The 16100-nt window shown below is 71.9% G+C and carries 12 protein-coding genes and 1 pseudogene; 8 read left to right on the forward strand and 5 right to left on the reverse strand.

Annotation, left to right across the window (positions count from 1 at the left end):
* Nucleotides 1-48: 48 nt before the first annotated feature.
* The 3 genes from WFG93_RS10255 to WFG93_RS10265 are packed head-to-tail and all read left to right on the forward strand — an operon-like array spanning nucleotide 49 to nucleotide 5824.
* Nucleotides 49-780 carry a hypothetical protein gene (locus WFG93_RS10255; RefSeq protein WP_336646246.1) on the forward strand — a complete coding sequence of 244 codons (732 nt, stop codon included), beginning with the start codon at nucleotides 49-51 and terminating at the stop codon, nucleotides 778-780.
* Nucleotides 777-2342: a DNA polymerase Y family protein gene (locus WFG93_RS10260; protein WP_336646247.1), complete on the forward strand. Its 1566-nt coding sequence runs from the start codon at nucleotides 777-779 to the stop codon at nucleotides 2340-2342. Before WFG93_RS10255 ends, WFG93_RS10260 begins: the two co-directional genes overlap by 4 nt.
* Complete coding sequence (locus tag WFG93_RS10265) at nucleotides 2342-5824, forward strand: error-prone DNA polymerase (protein ID WP_336646248.1); 3483 nt, start codon at nucleotides 2342-2344, stop codon at nucleotides 5822-5824. The genes WFG93_RS10260 and WFG93_RS10265 overlap by 1 nt, the downstream gene beginning before the upstream one ends.
* Before the next feature lie 48 nt (nucleotides 5825-5872).
* On the opposite strand, the gene WFG93_RS10270 is transcribed toward WFG93_RS10265, so the two are convergent.
* Nucleotides 5873-6238, reverse strand: a complete 366-nt coding sequence (locus tag WFG93_RS10270) for a hypothetical protein (protein ID WP_336646249.1) — start codon at nucleotides 6236-6238, stop codon at nucleotides 5873-5875.
* Nucleotides 6239-6315: 77 nt separating this feature from the next.
* On the opposite strand from WFG93_RS10270, the gene WFG93_RS10275 reads away from it, so the two are divergent.
* The 5 genes from WFG93_RS10275 (at nucleotide 6316) to WFG93_RS10295 (ending at nucleotide 10587) form a co-directional block, all read left to right on the forward strand.
* On the forward strand, nucleotides 6316-8535 hold the full coding sequence (locus WFG93_RS10275) for an MMPL family transporter (protein WP_336646250.1): 2220 nt from the start codon (nucleotides 6316-6318) through the stop codon (nucleotides 8533-8535).
* The gene (locus WFG93_RS10280; protein WP_336646251.1) at nucleotides 8532-8975 is read left to right on the forward strand and encodes a pyrimidine dimer DNA glycosylase/endonuclease V; all 444 of its coding nucleotides are present in this window, start codon (nucleotides 8532-8534) and stop codon (nucleotides 8973-8975) included. Before WFG93_RS10275 ends, WFG93_RS10280 begins: the two co-directional genes overlap by 4 nt.
* Nucleotides 8976-9038: 63 nt before the next feature.
* Nucleotides 9039-9464 carry a pyridoxamine 5'-phosphate oxidase family protein gene (locus tag WFG93_RS10285; protein WP_336646252.1) on the forward strand — a complete coding sequence of 142 codons (426 nt, stop codon included), beginning with the start codon at nucleotides 9039-9041 and terminating at the stop codon, nucleotides 9462-9464.
* Nucleotides 9465-9578: 114 nt separating this feature from the next.
* Complete coding sequence (locus tag WFG93_RS10290; RefSeq protein ID WP_336646253.1) at nucleotides 9579-9839, forward strand: DUF7218 family protein; 261 nt, start codon at nucleotides 9579-9581, stop codon at nucleotides 9837-9839.
* A gap of 52 nt (nucleotides 9840-9891) precedes the next feature.
* Nucleotides 9892-10587, forward strand: a complete 696-nt coding sequence (locus WFG93_RS10295; RefSeq protein WP_336646254.1) for an NADPH-dependent F420 reductase — start codon at nucleotides 9892-9894, stop codon at nucleotides 10585-10587.
* Between the two features lie 185 nt (nucleotides 10588-10772).
* Here WFG93_RS10295 and WFG93_RS13985 read toward each other — a convergent pair.
* From WFG93_RS13985 to WFG93_RS10315, 4 genes and pseudogenes are all read right to left on the reverse strand, one after another.
* Nucleotides 10773-11360: pseudogene (locus WFG93_RS13985) on the reverse strand (DUF998 domain-containing protein); the annotation flags it as partial.
* Nucleotides 11361-11587: 227 nt separating this feature from the next.
* Nucleotides 11588-12103, reverse strand: a complete 516-nt coding sequence (locus WFG93_RS10305) for a metallophosphoesterase family protein (protein ID WP_336646256.1) — start codon at nucleotides 12101-12103, stop codon at nucleotides 11588-11590.
* Nucleotides 12104-12152: 49 nt separating this feature from the next.
* A complete protein-coding gene (locus WFG93_RS10310) occupies nucleotides 12153-12746 on the reverse strand; it encodes a vitamin K epoxide reductase family protein (protein WP_336646257.1) in 594 nt (197 codons plus the stop codon).
* A gap of 86 nt (nucleotides 12747-12832) precedes the next feature.
* Entirely contained in the window at nucleotides 12833-15967 is a 3135-nt protein-coding gene (locus tag WFG93_RS10315) for a chondroitinase family polysaccharide lyase (RefSeq protein WP_336646258.1), read from the reverse strand.
* Nucleotides 15968-16100: the final 133 nt, after the last annotated feature.

Genomic DNA, 16100 nt, shown 5'->3' on the forward strand with positions numbered 1-16100 from the left:
GTGCGAAGTGGACTTGCAGTGTTCGAAGCTCTATTCGAGGATGGATGTATGGGGATCGGAACGACAGCGGCACTCTCCCCCGCAGATGACCGCGCAGGGGACATTCTGCGCCTGCGCCGCGAGATCGGGCGCATGCAGCGCCGACGCAGCGACGACACGCACCTTCCGGTGCCCGCCGCCCTGCAGGATCTGCTGCCGCAGGGCGGGCTGCAGACCGGCACGGTCTACTCGATCTCACCCTCGCCGAGTCTGCTCTTCGCGCTGATGAGCGCGGTCTCGCAGCGCGGCGGCTGGTGCGCCGCCATCGGCATGCCCACCCTCGGCCTCGAGGCGGCCGCCGCCTTCGGCATCGACCTCTCCCGGCTGATCCTCGTTCCCGAACCGGGTGAGCGGTGGCTGGCCGCCGTCTCGGCACTGGCCGAGGTGGTGCCGCTGATCGCGATGAGTCCCGGTTCGCGGGTGGCGGATGCGGATGCCGCGCGGCTCACCGCCCGGCTGCGCGACCGCGGCTGCACGCTGCTGACCACCTCGCCCTGGCCGCAGGGCGAGGGCCTGATCACCCTGCACGACCCGCACTGGGAGGGCCTGGGCGAAGGGTGGGGCCTGCTGTCGGATCGCACGGTCACGCTCACCGCGCAGACGCGGGCGACGCCGGTGCCCCGCAGCGTGCGCGTGCGTCTGCCCGACGACCTCGGCCGCATCGGCGCGGCGCCCGCCGAGGCCGCTCCCGACCGCCGGGAGACCCTGCCCACGCACCCGAGCTGGGCGGTGGCCTCATGAGCGCCACGACGACGGGCGGGGCGCTGCGCGTGCATGTGCTGTGGTTCCCCGACTGGCCGCTGCGCGCGGCGCTGGGCGCCGCGCCCCCGCATCCGCCGACCGCCCTCGTGCAGGCCGGGACCGTGTCGGCGTGCACCGAGTCGGCCCGCGCGCACGGGGTGCGCGTGGGGCAGCGACGACGCTCGGCGCAGAGCAGGCTGCCGTCGCTGCGCCTGCTGCCGCACGACACCACCGCCGACGAGCGCGCCTTCCTGCCGGTGCTGCGCCTGATCGAGGCGCACGCGCCCGGCGTGCATCTGCTGCGTCCCGGACTCGCGGCGCTGCGCTCGCGCGGTGTCTCGCGCTACCACGGCGGGGAGGAGGGCGCGGCGGCGGCGCTGGTGCGGATGCTGGCCGAGGCCGGCTACGCCGAGGCGCGCATCGGCGTGGCCGACGGGATGTTCACCGCCGAGCTCGCCGCCCGGGCGGCGCCGCCGGCGGCCGATGACGCCGAACCCTGGGCGGTGATCCCCCCGGGGCGCGCCCGGGAGTTCCTCGCCCCGCTCCCCCTCGCGGTGCTCGGCGAACCCGAGCTGGCCGACCTGCTGCGGCGGCTGGGCGTGTCCACCCTCGGCGAGTTCGCCGCACTGGATGTCGGATCGGTGCGCGAGCGGTTCGGCGAGCACGGCGCGCGGCTGCACGACCTGGCATCCGGCGCCGACTCGCGACCGCTCACCCCGCGCGCTCCCGACCCGCAGCTGGCGAGAGAGGTGCTGTTCGAGACCCCGCTGGGTCAGTCCGATCAGATCGCCTTCGCCGTGCGGCAGACGGCGGATGCCGTGCTGCTGGCCCTCGCCGAGGTCTCGGCGGTGTGCACCGAGGTGCGCATCGACCTCACCGACGACGACGGCGCGGTCTTCTCGCGCACCTGGCTGCACCCCACCTGCTTCGACGCCGGCGACCTGGTCGACCGGGTGCGCTGGCAGCTCGAGACCATCGTCGACGACGCCCCCGACGACGCCGCGCACGCCTTCCGCGGCATCGTCGGGGTGCGGCTCGCCCCCGTCGCGGTCGACGACGCCGCCCATCACCAGCCCGGGCTGTTCGGCTCGGGCACCGACGAGCGCCTGCATCACGCCGTCTCGCGCGTGCAGACGCTGCTCGGTCACCGCGGGGTGAGCACCGCCGCGATGGCCGGCGGGCGCATGCTGGCCGACCGGCAGGTGCTCACCCCGTGGGGTGAGCGTCCGCTCGTGCCGCGCGACCCCTCCCAGCCGTGGCCGGGCAGCCTGCCCGACCCGCTGCCGGCCGAGGTGTTCGCGCCGATGCGGCCGGTGCGGGTCAGCGGTGCCGACGACAGTGAGATCCGCATCGACGAGCGCGGCGGGCTCTCGGCCGCTCCCGCGCTGATCGAGGGCACCGCGGTGGTCGGCTGGGCGGGGCCCTGGCCGGTGCACGAGCACCGCTGGGATGCCGAACGCGCCGTCTCGGGACACCGCTTCCAGCTGCTCGACGCGGGCCACCGCGCCTGGCTGGTGTTCCATTCCGCAGGCGCGTGGTGGGCGGAGGGGCGGTACCGCTGATGGGCTTCCACAACCCGCCGCAGACCTGGCACGAGCTGCAGCGCACGCTCAGCGGCGACGGCGCCGCGCCGGTGCACGCCGAGCCGGTGCGTCCGCGTGCCGACCCCGGCCCGGTGAGCCGGCGGCGGCGCACGGCTGCGCCCACCGCGGTCGCCCGCCCCGCCGATGCGGTGCCCTACGCCGAGCTGCACGCGCACTCGTGGTACTCGTTCCTCGACGGCGCCTCCTCGCCCGAGGAGCTGCTGGCCGAGGCCGAGCGACTCGGCCTCACCGCGCTCGCGATCACCGACCATGACGGCTTCTACGGGGCGTCGCGCTTCGCCGAGGTGGCGGAGTCGATGGATGCCGGCGTGCAGACCGTCTACGGCGCCGAGCTGTCCCTGGGCGTGGTCGACGAATCCCCGGTGCAGCGGCCCCGTTCACGAGCCGGCGCCGCCGATCCCGAGGGCGATCATCTGCTCGTGCTGGCCCGCGGCACCGAGGGCTACCATCGCCTGTCCGGCGCCATCTCGGCCGCCCAGCTGCGCGGCGGCGAGAAGGGCCGCCCGGTCTACGACCTCGATGAGCTCGCCGCGCGGGCGGATGGGCACTGGACGGTGCTGACCGGATGCCGCAAGGGCGCCGTGCGCCGCGGTCTGGACGCCGGCGATGCGCACACCCCGCTGCAGCGCCTCGTCGACCTGTTCGGGCCCGACCGGGTGGCCGTCGAGCTGTTCGATCACGGCGATCCGCTCGACACCCGTCGCAACGACGCCCTCGCCGAGCTCGCCGCGCGCATGGGTCTGCCGCTGGTGGCGACGAGCAACGCGCACTACGCCTCGCCCGAGACCGCACGGCTGGCCGAGGCGGTGGCCGCGGTGCGGGCGGTGCGCAGCATGGACGATCTCGACGGCTGGCTGCCCGCGCACGGCGGGGCGCACCTGCGCAGCGGCGCCGAGATGGCCGCCCGGTTCCGCCGCTATCCGGGGGCGATCGCGCACGGGCTGCGGCTCGCCGCCGAATGCGCCTTCCCGCTGCGCTCCGCGCGTCCGGCGCTGCCGAAGCAGGAGGTGCCCGAGGGCCACACGCCGATGAGCTGGCTGCGCCGGCTGGTGTGGGAGGCCGTGCCCGTGCGCTATCCCCGTCTCGACGAGGCCGGGCGCGCGCGGATCGCGCGGGAGCTGGACGTCATCGACGAGAAGGACTTCCCCGGCTACTTCCTCATCGTGCACGGCATCGTGCAGGAGGCCCGGCGCCGCGGCATCCTGTGCCAGGGACGGGGATCAGCCGCGGCGAGCGCGGTCTGCTATCTGCTGGGCATCACCGCGGTCGACCCGATCCTGTACGGGCTGCCTTTCGAGCGCTTCCTCGCCACCACGCGCACCGAGGAGCCCGACATCGATGTGGACTTCGACTCCGACCGTCGCGAGGAGATCATCCAGTGGGTGTACGACACCTACGGCCGCGAGCGCGCGGCGCAGGTCGCGAACGTCATCCAGTACCGGCCGAAGAACGCCGTGCGCGACATGGCCCGCGCGCTCGGGCACTCCCCCGGCCAGCAGGACGCCTGGTCGAAGCAGGTCGACGGGTGGGGCGCGGGGCTGGAGCCGGTGGAGGGGCACGACATCCCCGCCGACGTGCTCGACTACGCCGGCGCCCTGCTGAAGGCGCCACGGCACCTGGGCATCCACTCCGGTGGCATGGTGCTCACCGACCGTCCGGTGGGCGAGGTGGTGCCGGTCGAGCACGCCCGCATGGAGAAGCGCACGGTCATCCAGTGGGACAAGGACGACGCCGCCGCGATGGGGCTGGTGAAGTTCGACCTGCTGGGGCTGGGGATGCTGGCGGCGCTGCAGCACTGCTTCGACATCATCCGGGCGTCCACCGGCGAGCACTGGACACTCGAGAGCATCCCGAAGGAGGAGCCGGGGGTCTACGACATGCTCTGCCGGGCCGACTCGATCGGGGTGTTCCAGGTGGAGTCCCGGGCGCAGATGGGACTGCTGCCGCGTCTGCAGCCGCGGCGCTTCTACGACCTGGCGATCCAGATCGCGCTGATCCGCCCCGGCCCCATCCAGGGAGGCGCCGTGCATCCGTTCGTGCGCCGCAAGCTCGAGAAGGACAGGCACGACGCCGAGAACCGCGAGCGCCGCCGCCGGGGCGAGGCCACGCTGCCGTTTCCGATCCCCTACCCGCACCGCGATCTGGAGCCGATCCTCGAGCGCACGCTGGGCGTGCCGATCTTCCAGGAGCAGCTCATCCAGATGGCCACCGCGGTGGGCGACTGCACGGCCGACGAAGCCGATCTGCTGCGCCGCGCGATGGGCTCCAAGCGCGGGCTGGAGCGGATCGAGAAGGTCAGGGAGAAGCTGTACGCCGGCATGCACCGGCGCGGGCTGAGCGAGCAGACCTGCGATCGCATCTATGCGCAGATCCAGGCGTTCGCGAACTTCGGCTTCGCCGAGTCGCATTCGCTGTCGTTCGCGCTGCTGGTCTACGCCAGCAGCTGGGTGAAGCTGCACTATCCGGCCGCGTTCCTGGCCGGGCTGCTGCGTGCGCAGCCGATGGGCTTCTACTCGGCAGCCTCGCTGACCGCGGACGCCCGTCATCACGGCGTGCAGGTGCGCCGGCCGGATCTGCACGCGTCGGCGGTCTCGGACGGTCTGGAGCCGATCGACGACGTCACCCGGCCCGTGCCCACCGGTCGGGACGACTGCCTGGATCCGGATCAGCCGGCGCCGACCCGCTACGACCCGCAGGGCCCTGACGAGTCCGCGGCGCACCGCCGCGACGGCGGCTTCGCGGTGCGACTGGGTCTCAGCGGCGTGCGCGGCATCGGCGTGAAGCTCGCGGAGCGCATCGTCGCCTCGCGCGACGAGCACGGCCCGTTCCGCGATCTGCACGATCTGGTGCGACGCACGGATGCCACCACGGCGCAGGTCGAGGCGCTGGCCACCGCGGGAGCCTTCGAGTGCCTGGGCCTGACCCGGCGCGAGGGCATCTGGCTCGCCGGCACGGCCGCCGAAGATCGGGCGCGATTCCTGCCGGGCACCGCCGTCGCGGTGCAGCCGCCGCTGTTCGCCGATCAGTCCGGCTACGAGCGGCTGGCCGCCGACCTGTGGGCCACCGGTGTGTCGACCGACGATCACCCCATGGCGCACCTGCGTGCGGCGCTGGACGAGCGGGGCGTGCTGCCCTCCGCCGCGCTGCGCGTGCACGAGTCCGGCCGGCGCATCGAGGTGGCCGGGGTGGTCACGCATCGCCAGCGGCCGGCGACCGCCAGCGGCGTCACCTTCCTCAACCTCGAGGACGAGCACGGCCTGATGAACATCATCTGCTCGACGGGAGTGTGGGCGCGCTACCGCCGGGTCGCCCGCGATTCACCGGCGCTCATCGTGCGCGGGCTGCTGGAGCGCTCGCCGGAGGGCGTGACGAACGTGCTCGCGGACGCCTTCGAGGACCTGCGTACCGGCGTCCTGCACCGCTCGCGCGACTTCCGCTGAGCGCCCTCGCCAGCCCGCCCCCGATCCGAGGCCCGCGTGCCGTTCCGGTCACCAGAAGCGGTCGGGGAACTCCGCGGGACGTTTGTCGGCCCCGCCCCACCGGTCGGATTCGGCCTTGGCCGCCGCGGCCGCGGCATCCGCCTCGCTGAGCGCTTCCTCGGCCGCCGACACGGCGTCCGAGAAGCCGACTACGAGCGTCGTGCGCCCATCGGACGGCGACTCCGTCACGCGGCAGTCGCGCACCACCGCCCGCCACACCTCGATCCGCTCGCGCGAGACGTCGCGCACCTCGTACTGGATGCCCCGATCGAGGTCGCGCACCGCGATCACCGTGCCGTCCGCGGTCTGGGCGATCTCGATGTGGTTTCCCCTCGGCACCGGCGCGGATGCCGCGATGACGAGTGTCCTCTGCATGCCCTCATGCTAGGCCTGCCGCGAGCGGGGTGGCTCGACCTCGCGTGTAGCGTTGCTATGTCAGAGAGAGGACGGACATGACCACACGCGCGCAGCTTCGGCGGCATCGACCCGAACCGCGGACCCTGTGGCGTGCGATCCTCTCCGCCGCGCTCATCCTGCTCTGGCTCACCGGCGCGGGTCTCGGCGGGCCGCTGTTCGGCAAGATCGACGAGGTCTCCTCCAACGACCGCACCGCGTACCTGCCCGACTCGGCGGATGCCACCGAGGTGCAGCGCGCGCTCGACGAGTTCCTCGGCACCGATGCCATCCCGGCCGTCGTCGTGTTCGCCGCCGACGCCGAGATCGACGACGCTGTCAAAGAGCAGCTGACGACGGCGCTCGAGGACGCCACCTCGGCGGAGGGCGTCAAGGACGGCTCCTCTCCTGTGCTGGTCTCAGAGGACGGGCTCGCCGCGCAGGCCTTCGTGCCCATCGACACGGATGCCGACGTCGGCGACGTCTCGGCGGCGCTGTCGGCCGATCTGCGTGCGGCCGTGCCCGACGGCGTGCAGGTGTACATCACCGGCCCGGCCGGTTTCACCGCCGACCTCATCGCCGGTTTCGCCGGCATCGACGGCATCCTGCTGCTGGTGGCGCTGCTGGCGGTGCTGGTGATCCTCGTGATCGTGTACCGCTCGCTGCTGCTGCCGCTGGTCGTGCTGAGCACCAGCCTGTTCGCGCTGTGCGTGGCGCTGCTGGTGGTGTGGTGGGCGGCGAAGTTCGGCATCCTGCTGCTGAGCGGGCAGACGCAGGGCATCCTGTTCATCCTCGTGATCGGCGCGGCGACCGACTACTCGCTGCTCATGGTCGCGCGCTTCCGCGAGGAGCTGCACGTCACCGAGAACCGCTGGAGCGCGATCGGGGCGGCCTGGCGCGGCTCGTTCGAGCCGATCCTCGCCTCCGGCGGCACGGTGATCGCCGGCCTGCTGTGCCTGCTGCTCAGCGACCTGAAGTCCAACAGCACGCTCGGCCCGGTGGCCGCGGTCGGCATCGTGTTCGCCATGCTCGCCGCGCTCACCCTGCTGCCGGCGCTGCTGGGGCTGTTCGGGCGTGCGGCGTTCTGGCCGCGGCGCCCGGCGTACGAGCCCGAGCGCTCGGCCGAGGTCAGCCCGCTCGAGGGCCGCGGTCTGTGGCAGCGGCTGGCGCGCGGCATCCGGCACCGCCCCCGCATCATCTGGATCGCGACCGCCATCGTGCTGGCGGTCGCCGCAGTCGGGGTGGTGCAGCTGGATGCCAAGGGCGTGCCGCAGTCCGACCTCGTGCTCGGCGCCTCCGAGGCGCGCGACGGCCAGCAGGTGCTCGGCGAGCACTTCCCGGGCGGCTCCGGCAGCCCCGCCTACGTGCTCGTCGACGAGGATCGGCTGCAGGATGCCGCCGACGTGCTGCTCGCCGACGACGGCGTGGACGGCGTCAGCGTGACGGCATCCGACTCCCCCTCCGGCAGCGCACCGGTCACCGCCGACGGCATCACCGCCTTCGGCCCTCCCGGCACCCCCGCACCCGAGCCCACCGTGATCGACGGACGCGTGCTGCTGCAGGGCACGCTGACCGACGCGGCCGACTCCGCCGACGCGGAGGCGACCGTCGAGCGACTGCGCGCGGATCTCGAGCCGACCGGGGCGCTGGTGGGCGGCGTGACGGCGACCGCTGTCGACACCAACACGGCATCCATCCACGACCGCAACCTCATCATCCCGGTGATCCTCGGGGTGATCCTGGTGATCCTCATGCTGCTGCTGCGGGCGATCCTCGCCCCGGTGCTGCTGATCCTCACCACGGTGCTCTCGTTCGGGTCGGCGATGGGCGTGGCCGCGCTGCTGTTCAACGGCGTCTTCCAGTTCACGGGCGCCGACCCGGCCGTACCGCTGTTCGGCTTCGTGTTCCTGGTCGCGCTGGGCATCGACTACAACATCTTCCTGATGACCCGGGTGCGCGAGGAGTCGAAGCGGCACGGCACGCGCGAGGGCATCCTGCGCGGCCTCGCCGTCACCGGCGGCGTGATCACCTCGGCGGGCCTGGTGCTCGCGGCGACGTTCGCGGCACTGTCGGTGATCCCCATCCTCTTCCTCGTGCAGCTGGCCTTCATCGTCGCGTTCGGCGTGCTGCTCGACACGTTCGTGGTGCGCTCGCTGCTGGTGCCCGCCCTCGGGTTCGACATCGGCCGGACGATCTGGTGGCCGTCGAAGCTGAGCCGCCGCGAGGCGGAGCCGTCGCGTCGGGATTCGGTGGCCGCAGAGCAGACCGACCGCGCGTGAGGATCTGGTCGCTGCACCCGGCGCATCTCGATCGCGCCGCGCTCGTCGCCTGCTGGCGCGAGACCCTGCTCGCGCAGGCGGTGCTGGCCGGTCGCACGAAGGGATACACCCGCCATCCGCAGCTCGAGCGCTTCCGCGCGCAGGCCGATCCGCTCGCGTCGGTGGGCGCGTACCTGTCTTCGGTGGCCGATGAGGCGGATGCCCGCGGCTACCGCTTCGATCGGACACGCATCCTGCTGCCCGGCGCCGACGTGCAGCGGATCCCGGTGACGCAGGGCCAGCTGGCGCTGGAATGGGCGCATCTGGGAGCCAAGCTCGCGCAGCGCAGCCCCGAGGATGCTGTGCGCTGGCGGGCCGCGACGGCGACCGCGCATCCGCTGTTCACCGTCGTGCCCGGGCCGGTGGAGTCGTGGGAGCGGGCCGTCACCGACGCCGGATGACCGCGTCCGCCGTGCACGCGAGATGCTCTCGCGGCGACGCCGTGCGAGGCGTACCGTCGATGCATGAGCATCGCCGCCGCCGATCGCGCAGCCGTCGCGCACTTCATCCGGGTGTGCGGATCGGGCGTGGTCGCCAGCATCGGCGCCGACGGCGCACCGCAGGCGGCGTACGTCGGGCTCACCGCCACGGATGACGGCGTCCTCGTCTTCGACGCGAAGAGCGACTCGCGCAAGGTCGGCAACATCCGCGAGCGCCCTCGCGTCGCTCTCGCCGTCACCGGAGCGGACATCTCGGTGCAGCTCGAGGGAAGCGCTCGCATCGCGCACGACGAGGAGCGCTGGCGGCTCGGCGAGGTGTACAGCGAGCGCTTCCCGGGCTCGCGGGCGCTGGACGCCGGGTTCGCGCTCATCGCCGTCGAGGTGCGCTGGGTGCGCGTGCACGATGCCGACGAGCATCCGCCGCGCATCGACGAGGCGACGTGGCAGTGAGTCGCCGATAGGCGCGGCCGCAGCGGGTGTCAAGCCCGTCGGGCGCGGTAACGGAGGTACGTAGGGTCGGGAGCGTCGCCGAACGGCGACGTCCGACGACCCGAGGAGGCGGCCATGCCGAACCAGCCAGAGCTCAAGGACGAAGAGCTGTACGAGAAGCTGCGCGACGAGGGCGCATCGAAGCAGAAGGCCGCGCGCATCTCCAACGCCGCGGCACGCGACGGCCGCTCGGCGGTGGGACGACGCGGCGGCGAGGCCGGTGACTACGAGGACTGGACCGTCGACGAGCTGAAGAAGCGCGCGAAGGAGCTCGGCATCGAGGGCTACTCTGACAAGCGCAAGGCCGAGCTGATCAAGATGCTGCGCGATCACTGATCCGCGTGATGGACCGGGCGGCGCAGCCGGAACCCGCCCGTACGATGGCGGGGTGACCGTCACCTCGCCCCTGCGCACGCTCGGCATCATCGGCGCCGGGCGCCTGGGCCGGGTGATCGCCGCGCTCGCCGCCGACGCCGGCTACCGGGTGCTCATCGCACGCTCCGGTGACCCCGCGCCCATCATCAGGGCGATGTCCGCGATCGGAGCGGAGGCGGTCCCCGTCTCCGAGGTCGTCGCGCAGGCGGATGCCGTCGTGCTCGCGCTGCCGCTCGGCAGCTACCTGACGCTGCCGGTCGAGCAGCTGCGCGGGATGCTCGTCATCGACGCGATGAACTACTGGTGGGGCGCCGACGGCATCCGGCCCGACCTCGACGACCCGCGCACCTCGACCAGCGAGATCGTGCAGCACCATCTCACCGGTGCCCGCGTCGTGAAGGGCCTGGGGCACATGGGCTACCACGACCTCGAGGATGAGGCCCGAAGCGCCGGGTCGCCCGGACGTCGCGCGATCGCCATCGCCGGTGACGAGCCGGATGACCTGCGGATCGTCGCGCGTCTGGTCGACGACCTGGGTTTCGACCCGGTCGTGGCTGGCCCGCTGGCATCCGGGATCATGCTGGAACCGGGCGCCGAGGCGTTCGGCGCCAACGTGGACGCTGCGGAGCTGCGCGAGATGCTCGAGCGCTTCCCGACGTCGCAGCGCGGCCGAGTCGTCGCACGTGCGCGCGGCACCGCTCGTCCGTAGCGGCGGATGCCACGGCCGGCAGCGCAGGAGAGGGTGCGCTCCTGCGCCGGCTGCACGGGGGCTGGTTGCTCGGGAACCGGCTGCGCGACCTGCGACGGGACGGCATGCTCGTGCGCGACGCGCTCGAGAAGGTGCACCCACCACAGGATCATGGCGAACGCGATCGCCTCGAACACGGTCAGCGAGATGACCTCGGCCTTGAGCGCCACGAGCGCCGCGATCATGGTCACGGCGCTGATGATCGACGCGCGCTGCAGGGCCGGCGCGAGCTGCCAGAGCAGCACGCGGTGCGAGAGCAGCAGGAACGCGAACGAGAGCACGGCGCCGTTCGTCGCGCGCTCGTGCGCGATCGGGTCGACCGAGAGCGGGTAGGCGCCGATCGCGAGCAGGCTGACGCCGAGGCCGACGATGGCGTGCGGCATGAGGTGCATCGCCACACGCGAGCGGCGGGTCGCGTGCATCATGTCGCGCAGGCGTACGCGCAGCATCCATGCCGAGCAGGCGATGATCGCGCCGCTCACGATCAGACCGCCGTTGAAGGTCAGGCTGGAGAAGTCGCCCATCATGCCCAGCCGGCTGAAGTAGAGTCGCCACCAGTCCGGGTCGGTGGTGGTCGCCATCGACACGAGGATGCATCCGCACAGCAGCAGGGCTGCACACAGCACCCACGTCAGGCGGGGAACGCGCTCGGCTCGATCGATCGACTGTGTCTGCGGTGCCGGCGGGATGCCCCCCATGATCACCTGTGCCGTCAGCAGAGCCTGCGCATTCATCCATCCGCCCCATCACCGCGCGCCAAGGCCGAAGTGGGGACTGACCACCCCGGAAGCGCCGAACTGAACGCGGAGCCCCTCGAAATCTCTCCGCTTCTCGAAGCCTATTGTGCGCGGGCCGATTTCGGGCATCCATTCTCTTGGATATAGTTGCCGCCGGCCGATCTCCATGCCTGATCAGGCGCGGTTCTCATCGCGCGATCAGCGCCTACCGGCGCCGCGGACGGTCAGCCGACGGTCAGCGTGCGCTCGACCGGAATCAGGTCGACGTGCAGCTCCCTGTTCTCTACACGCACGGTCATCATGGTGCACACCGGCTGGCGCCGCCGGTCGGTCGGCGAACCGGGGTTGAGCAGGCGCATGCCCGCGGGTGTGACCGTGTCCCACGGGATGTGCGAGTGCCCGAACACGAGCACGTCGGTGTCGGGGAACGCCCGATCCATGCGCTCCTCGCGCCGCGCCGCGGGACCCGTCTCGTGGATCACGGCGAACCGCAGGTCCTCGACCTGGAAGCGCGCAACCTCGGGCAGACGGTCGCGCAGCTGCGGCCCGTCGTTGTTGCCGTGCACGCCGTGGAAGCTCCGGGATCGCGACTCGATGAGGTCGAGGGTCTCGACGTCGACCCAGTCCCCCGCGTGCACGACGATGTCGGCCTCGTCGACCGCGCGCAGCACGGCATCCGGCAACTTCCGCGCGCGGGCGGGCACATGCGTGTCGGCGAGCAGCAGCAGGGTGGTCGTCATGGTGTCCATCATGCGCGATCGGATGCCGCGCCGGCGCCTGCTCACGCACTCAGAGCGAGCCCAGTACATCCAAGCGCAGCTGAGCGGCGACCGCGATGACCGCATAGTCGACCACGACGATCACCGGCATCCACGAGAGGACGACCGCGCCTGCGCGCTGCGCCGACGCTCCCCACACCCCCTCGCGCATCGTCCACCCGGTCACCGACCAGAACAGCGGGATCGTCATGAGCCACACGACCATGCACCACGGGCACAGCGAGCCGAACTCGAACACGCTGCGGTAGGCGAACACGTGCACGAGCAGGAACCCGCCGAGCACGAGCACCGCATACACCCGCCAGTACCAGGAGCGCATGCCGGTGGGTGACGCGAGCGCACTGATGCCGGCGAAGACCGGGCCTGTGAACAGGACGACGCCGATGATCGAGTTGCTGAAGCCCAGCAGGTTGCCCGCCGGCGAGAGCAGGTTCGGGCCGCAGGTGACGATCGGGCTGATCGAGCACGATACGAGCGGCTGGGCTCCGGTCAGCTGGCCGACGTACTCGAGGTACAGCAGGAACGACACGACCCACGCCACGGTCCCGGTGACGATCCAGAGCACCGCGATGCCGGTGCCGGGGCGGTGGGTGCGCTCAGTCATACCCGATTGTCACCCGTCGGCCGCCCGGATGCCCAGCGGGCGGCCGTGGATAACCGGCCGCCCGCTCTGAGCCGACGTGGTCAGTCTCATCCGGTGGCGGTCAGGGCGAGATCGCGTGAGGCGCCGTCGCGGCAGGTCACCGTGATCCTGGTCTCGTCGCCGGCCGCCTGCACGGTCACGCCGTCCTCGTCGCACGACCATCGCCCCTGCAGGGTGAGGGTCACCCGCGAGGGGGCGCTGGCGTTGCGCCGCCAGGGTCGGGAGTAGCTGGTATTCGCTCCGACGTAGGTGCCGTCGGCGGCGAACTGGTCGGGGTCGTCCCCCTCGTACAGGTGCAGGTCGGGATCGGTCACCGAGAGGGCGAGGGTCTGCTGCTCCTGCCGCCACATGAGCAGACACGGAGCGTCCACGGCGGTGATCGCGGCGTCGATGCCCGTCGCGTTCGCGAAGACGACGGCGCCGGTGATGCCGGTGTCGCGGTGGCGCACGACGTGCGCCGTGGCGTCCTTGCGCACCACCGCGTAGGGTGCATCGTCGGTGCTCATCCGCTTCGTGAAGTCGGCGGTGCGCTGCTTGCCTGCGCCCACGAGCAGGGCGTACTCGTATCCGGCGCCCGTGGGCGCCGTGCCGTGGTCGATGAGCGCGGTGGAGTAGGGCACGGATGCCGTCGTGGTGTCCTTCTCGTCAGGGGCGGTCTGCACCGCGCTGATGCGGCGCAGTCGCTGGCCGGCGGGCAGGTGGAAGCCGTTTCCGAGCGGATCGACGATGCCGATGGGCTCGGCCAGCTGCGAGGTGTCGTCGGTGTCGTCGGCCGCCGGGACGGCGACCTGGAACAGCGTGGTCTGCGTGGTGTGCTGCGAATCGTCGTTGGCGATGTCGCTGCCCAAACACACGATGACGTCGTCGAAGCTGAAGCGCGACACCTTCGCGGTGTGAGTGGCGTCGAACTTCGGATGCTCGATGAGGTGCATGCCGAAGATGCCCTGCTCGCCCTGGAACGAGCCGGCGCCGCCGAAGGCTGATCTCGTCAGCGGCATGATCTCGATCGTGTCGCTCAGATCGCCCTTCAGCAGCTCCCACGGCAGGTGCTTGGTGGTGGCGCCGGGGATGTGGTTCCAGTCCCAGCCGGGGTGCACGTATCCGTTCGCGGGGTGCGTGATCCGCCCGGTCTCGTCGGCCCGGGCGAGCACCTCGACCGAGGCGTAGGAGAGGTAGCGACCGTAGAGGTTGTCGGCGGCGTAGATCTCGCTCGACCACAGGTAGCGGTTGTGTCCGCGCAACGCGACCAGCCATTCATCGCGGCGGTGCAGCCCGCAGGCGGCATAGCCCAGCGCCCAGTGTCCGTTCGGTGCGGGCTCGGCCTCGATGCCGGCGTCACGCAGGTCGGCGGCGAGGCTGCGCTGCGCGGCGGACGCGTTCTGCGGCAGCAGCCGCAGGAACGCCGCGCCGACCTCCGGGTCGTAAGGGCCGCCCTCGCCTGGCATGGGCGTCGCGGCGAGCGCGGCGAAGGGATTCAGTGAGAGCCCCTGCTCACCGTCGGGGTGACGACCGGTGAGGGCGATCGGCCACTGCGTGGTGTTGGCGTGCAGGCGCTGGGTGAGCAGCGCCCGGCGCAGCGACGAGCGCGCGGGCGCGCCGAGGGCGAAGGCGGTGCCGTGCAGCAGGGCGACCACCGGCGCCATCCCGACCAGCGCGTCGCGGCCGTAGTCGGGGTATGGGCCCATGTGGTGGAAGATCGTGCCGTCGGGCTTGAGCCCGCCCTCGATTCCGGGCGAGGTGCTCAGGGAGCGCTCGGTGAAGCGAGTCAGGGCGGCCAGCAGTCGGCACTGCTCGTCGTCGGTCTCGGCGCCGACCGCGCAGATCGCCATCGGCTTGAGCAGCGTGTTCTGCACGTCGATGATGCCGCCGTACTCCGCCGGGTCGCTGAAGTCGTGCGTGAGCCGGCCCAGTCCGACGAACCAGGCGAGGTTGTCCATCGCGCGCCGCCACAGTCCGGCTTCGGTGAGCAGGGGCTGCGCGACGAGGAAGGAGTCGGCTGCTTCGCGGTACTGGTAGCCGATGTGGTGGATCGTGCCCTGCGCGCTGCCCTTCGCGAAGCCCTGGTCTTCGAGGTGGGCATACATGCGCAGGTACAGCTCATCGAACTCTGCGGCCGTGGCGGCCCCGGTGCTGCGGGCCTTCGTCGAGGCGGCGGCGACCGCGCGCATGCGCGTGCCGTAGGCGCGCAGCGCCACTGCGGACGCGAGCGTCATGACGTCGGCGCGGATGTCGGCGGGCAGGATCGCCGACTGGTAGCCGTTGATGTACGAGCCGGGACCGACCGGCACACCGGATGCCCGTTCGGGAACGCCGAGTTCGGCCACCTGCTCCTTCGCCTTCGCGAGGCCGGCGGCGGTCACGTCGGCGGCGACCGTCGCCGACTTCAGCAGGGCCGCGCGAATGCCGGCGAGATCGCCGGCCCCGTCTGCTGCCGGCAGGGATGCAGCGGCGAAGTCGTCATCGAAGCGCACCAGGTCGAGCCAGTGCCGGTTGTCGGCCTCGGCGATCTCCGGCTGCACGAACGGGGCCTGCCGGTCGGGGGTCGGGTGGTCGGGACGCATCTCGGTGTTCAGCACCACCTGGTCGATGAACAGCGTGCCCGACCGTGCGGGCGCGACGAAGCGCACCCGATTCATCGCGTGGTGCGGGGTGCCCTCGGTGTCGTAGCCCAGACGCACCCAGCAGGTGCGCCAGCCGGTGAAGTCCAGCCCGAACTCGAAGACGGTGTCGGTGGTCGCACCGCGGCCGAACTCGACGCGCAGGCGCTCGGTGGTGGGGTCGGCGTTGTACACCCACATCGAGAAGGTGTCGACGGTGCCCATCAGCGCCTGATCCATGCCCGGGGTGTAGCGGCTGGCCTGATACCGCAGCGGCTCCTTGATGGTGAGCACACCGCGAGCGGCGTGATCCCATCTCAGGCTGTGTGCGCCGACCTTGGCGCGCTCAGCGCTGATCGAGATCGCGCTGCCCTTGCCTGCTGCGAACTGCCGCGGCACGCGCGTCTCGAGCAGGAAGACCGGTGGCGACAGCGCAAGGGCGCGCGCTTCGACATCCGCTGCGGCGAGCGCACCCGCCGCCGAGTGCGGCACGGATGCCAGGGCCGGCTGCGCACTGCCCGCGATCAGCGCCGCGCTGCCGAAGGCCGCGCCCGCCACCAGGAACCCGCGTCGTGAGATCTCCATTGACACTCCTCTTATCGAACTTCGCTGTCGTCTCGAAGGCGAGGATCGCAGCGGGCGAGGAGGGCATTCAAGATGCATTGTGGGAGCGCATATACTGACCACCACAAGGGGAGTACTCCCGCGCGGTGGCTCG

The organism is Microbacterium sp. USHLN186, from assembly GCF_037145155.1.
Lineage (GTDB): Bacteria > Actinomycetota > Actinomycetes > Actinomycetales > Microbacteriaceae > Microbacterium.

Bases quoted from the DNA above. Each gene is read 5' to 3' on its own strand.
- WFG93_RS10265 (WP_336646248.1), top strand. From the start codon at position 2,342: ATGGGCTTCCACAACCCGCCGCAGACCTGGCACGAGCTGCAGCGCACG.
- WFG93_RS10305 (WP_336646256.1), bottom strand. From the start codon at position 12,103: ATGACGACCACCCTGCTGCTGCTCGCCGACACGCATGTGCCCGCCCGC.
- WFG93_RS10315 (WP_336646258.1), bottom strand. From the start codon at position 15,967: ATGGAGATCTCACGACGCGGGTTCCTGGTGGCGGGCGCGGCCTTCGGC.
- WFG93_RS10275 (WP_336646250.1), top strand. From the start codon at position 6,316: ATGACCACACGCGCGCAGCTTCGGCGGCATCGACCCGAACCGCGGACC.
- WFG93_RS10310 (WP_336646257.1), bottom strand. From the start codon at position 12,746: ATGACTGAGCGCACCCACCGCCCCGGCACCGGCATCGCGGTGCTCTGG.
- WFG93_RS10260 (WP_336646247.1), top strand. From the start codon at position 777: ATGAGCGCCACGACGACGGGCGGGGCGCTGCGCGTGCATGTGCTGTGG.
- WFG93_RS10270 (WP_336646249.1), bottom strand. From the start codon at position 6,238: ATGCAGAGGACACTCGTCATCGCGGCATCCGCGCCGGTGCCGAGGGGA.
- WFG93_RS10290 (WP_336646253.1), top strand. From the start codon at position 9,579: ATGCCGAACCAGCCAGAGCTCAAGGACGAAGAGCTGTACGAGAAGCTG.
- WFG93_RS10285 (WP_336646252.1), top strand. From the start codon at position 9,039: ATGAGCATCGCCGCCGCCGATCGCGCAGCCGTCGCGCACTTCATCCGG.
- WFG93_RS10255 (WP_336646246.1), top strand. From the start codon at position 49: ATGGGGATCGGAACGACAGCGGCACTCTCCCCCGCAGATGACCGCGCA.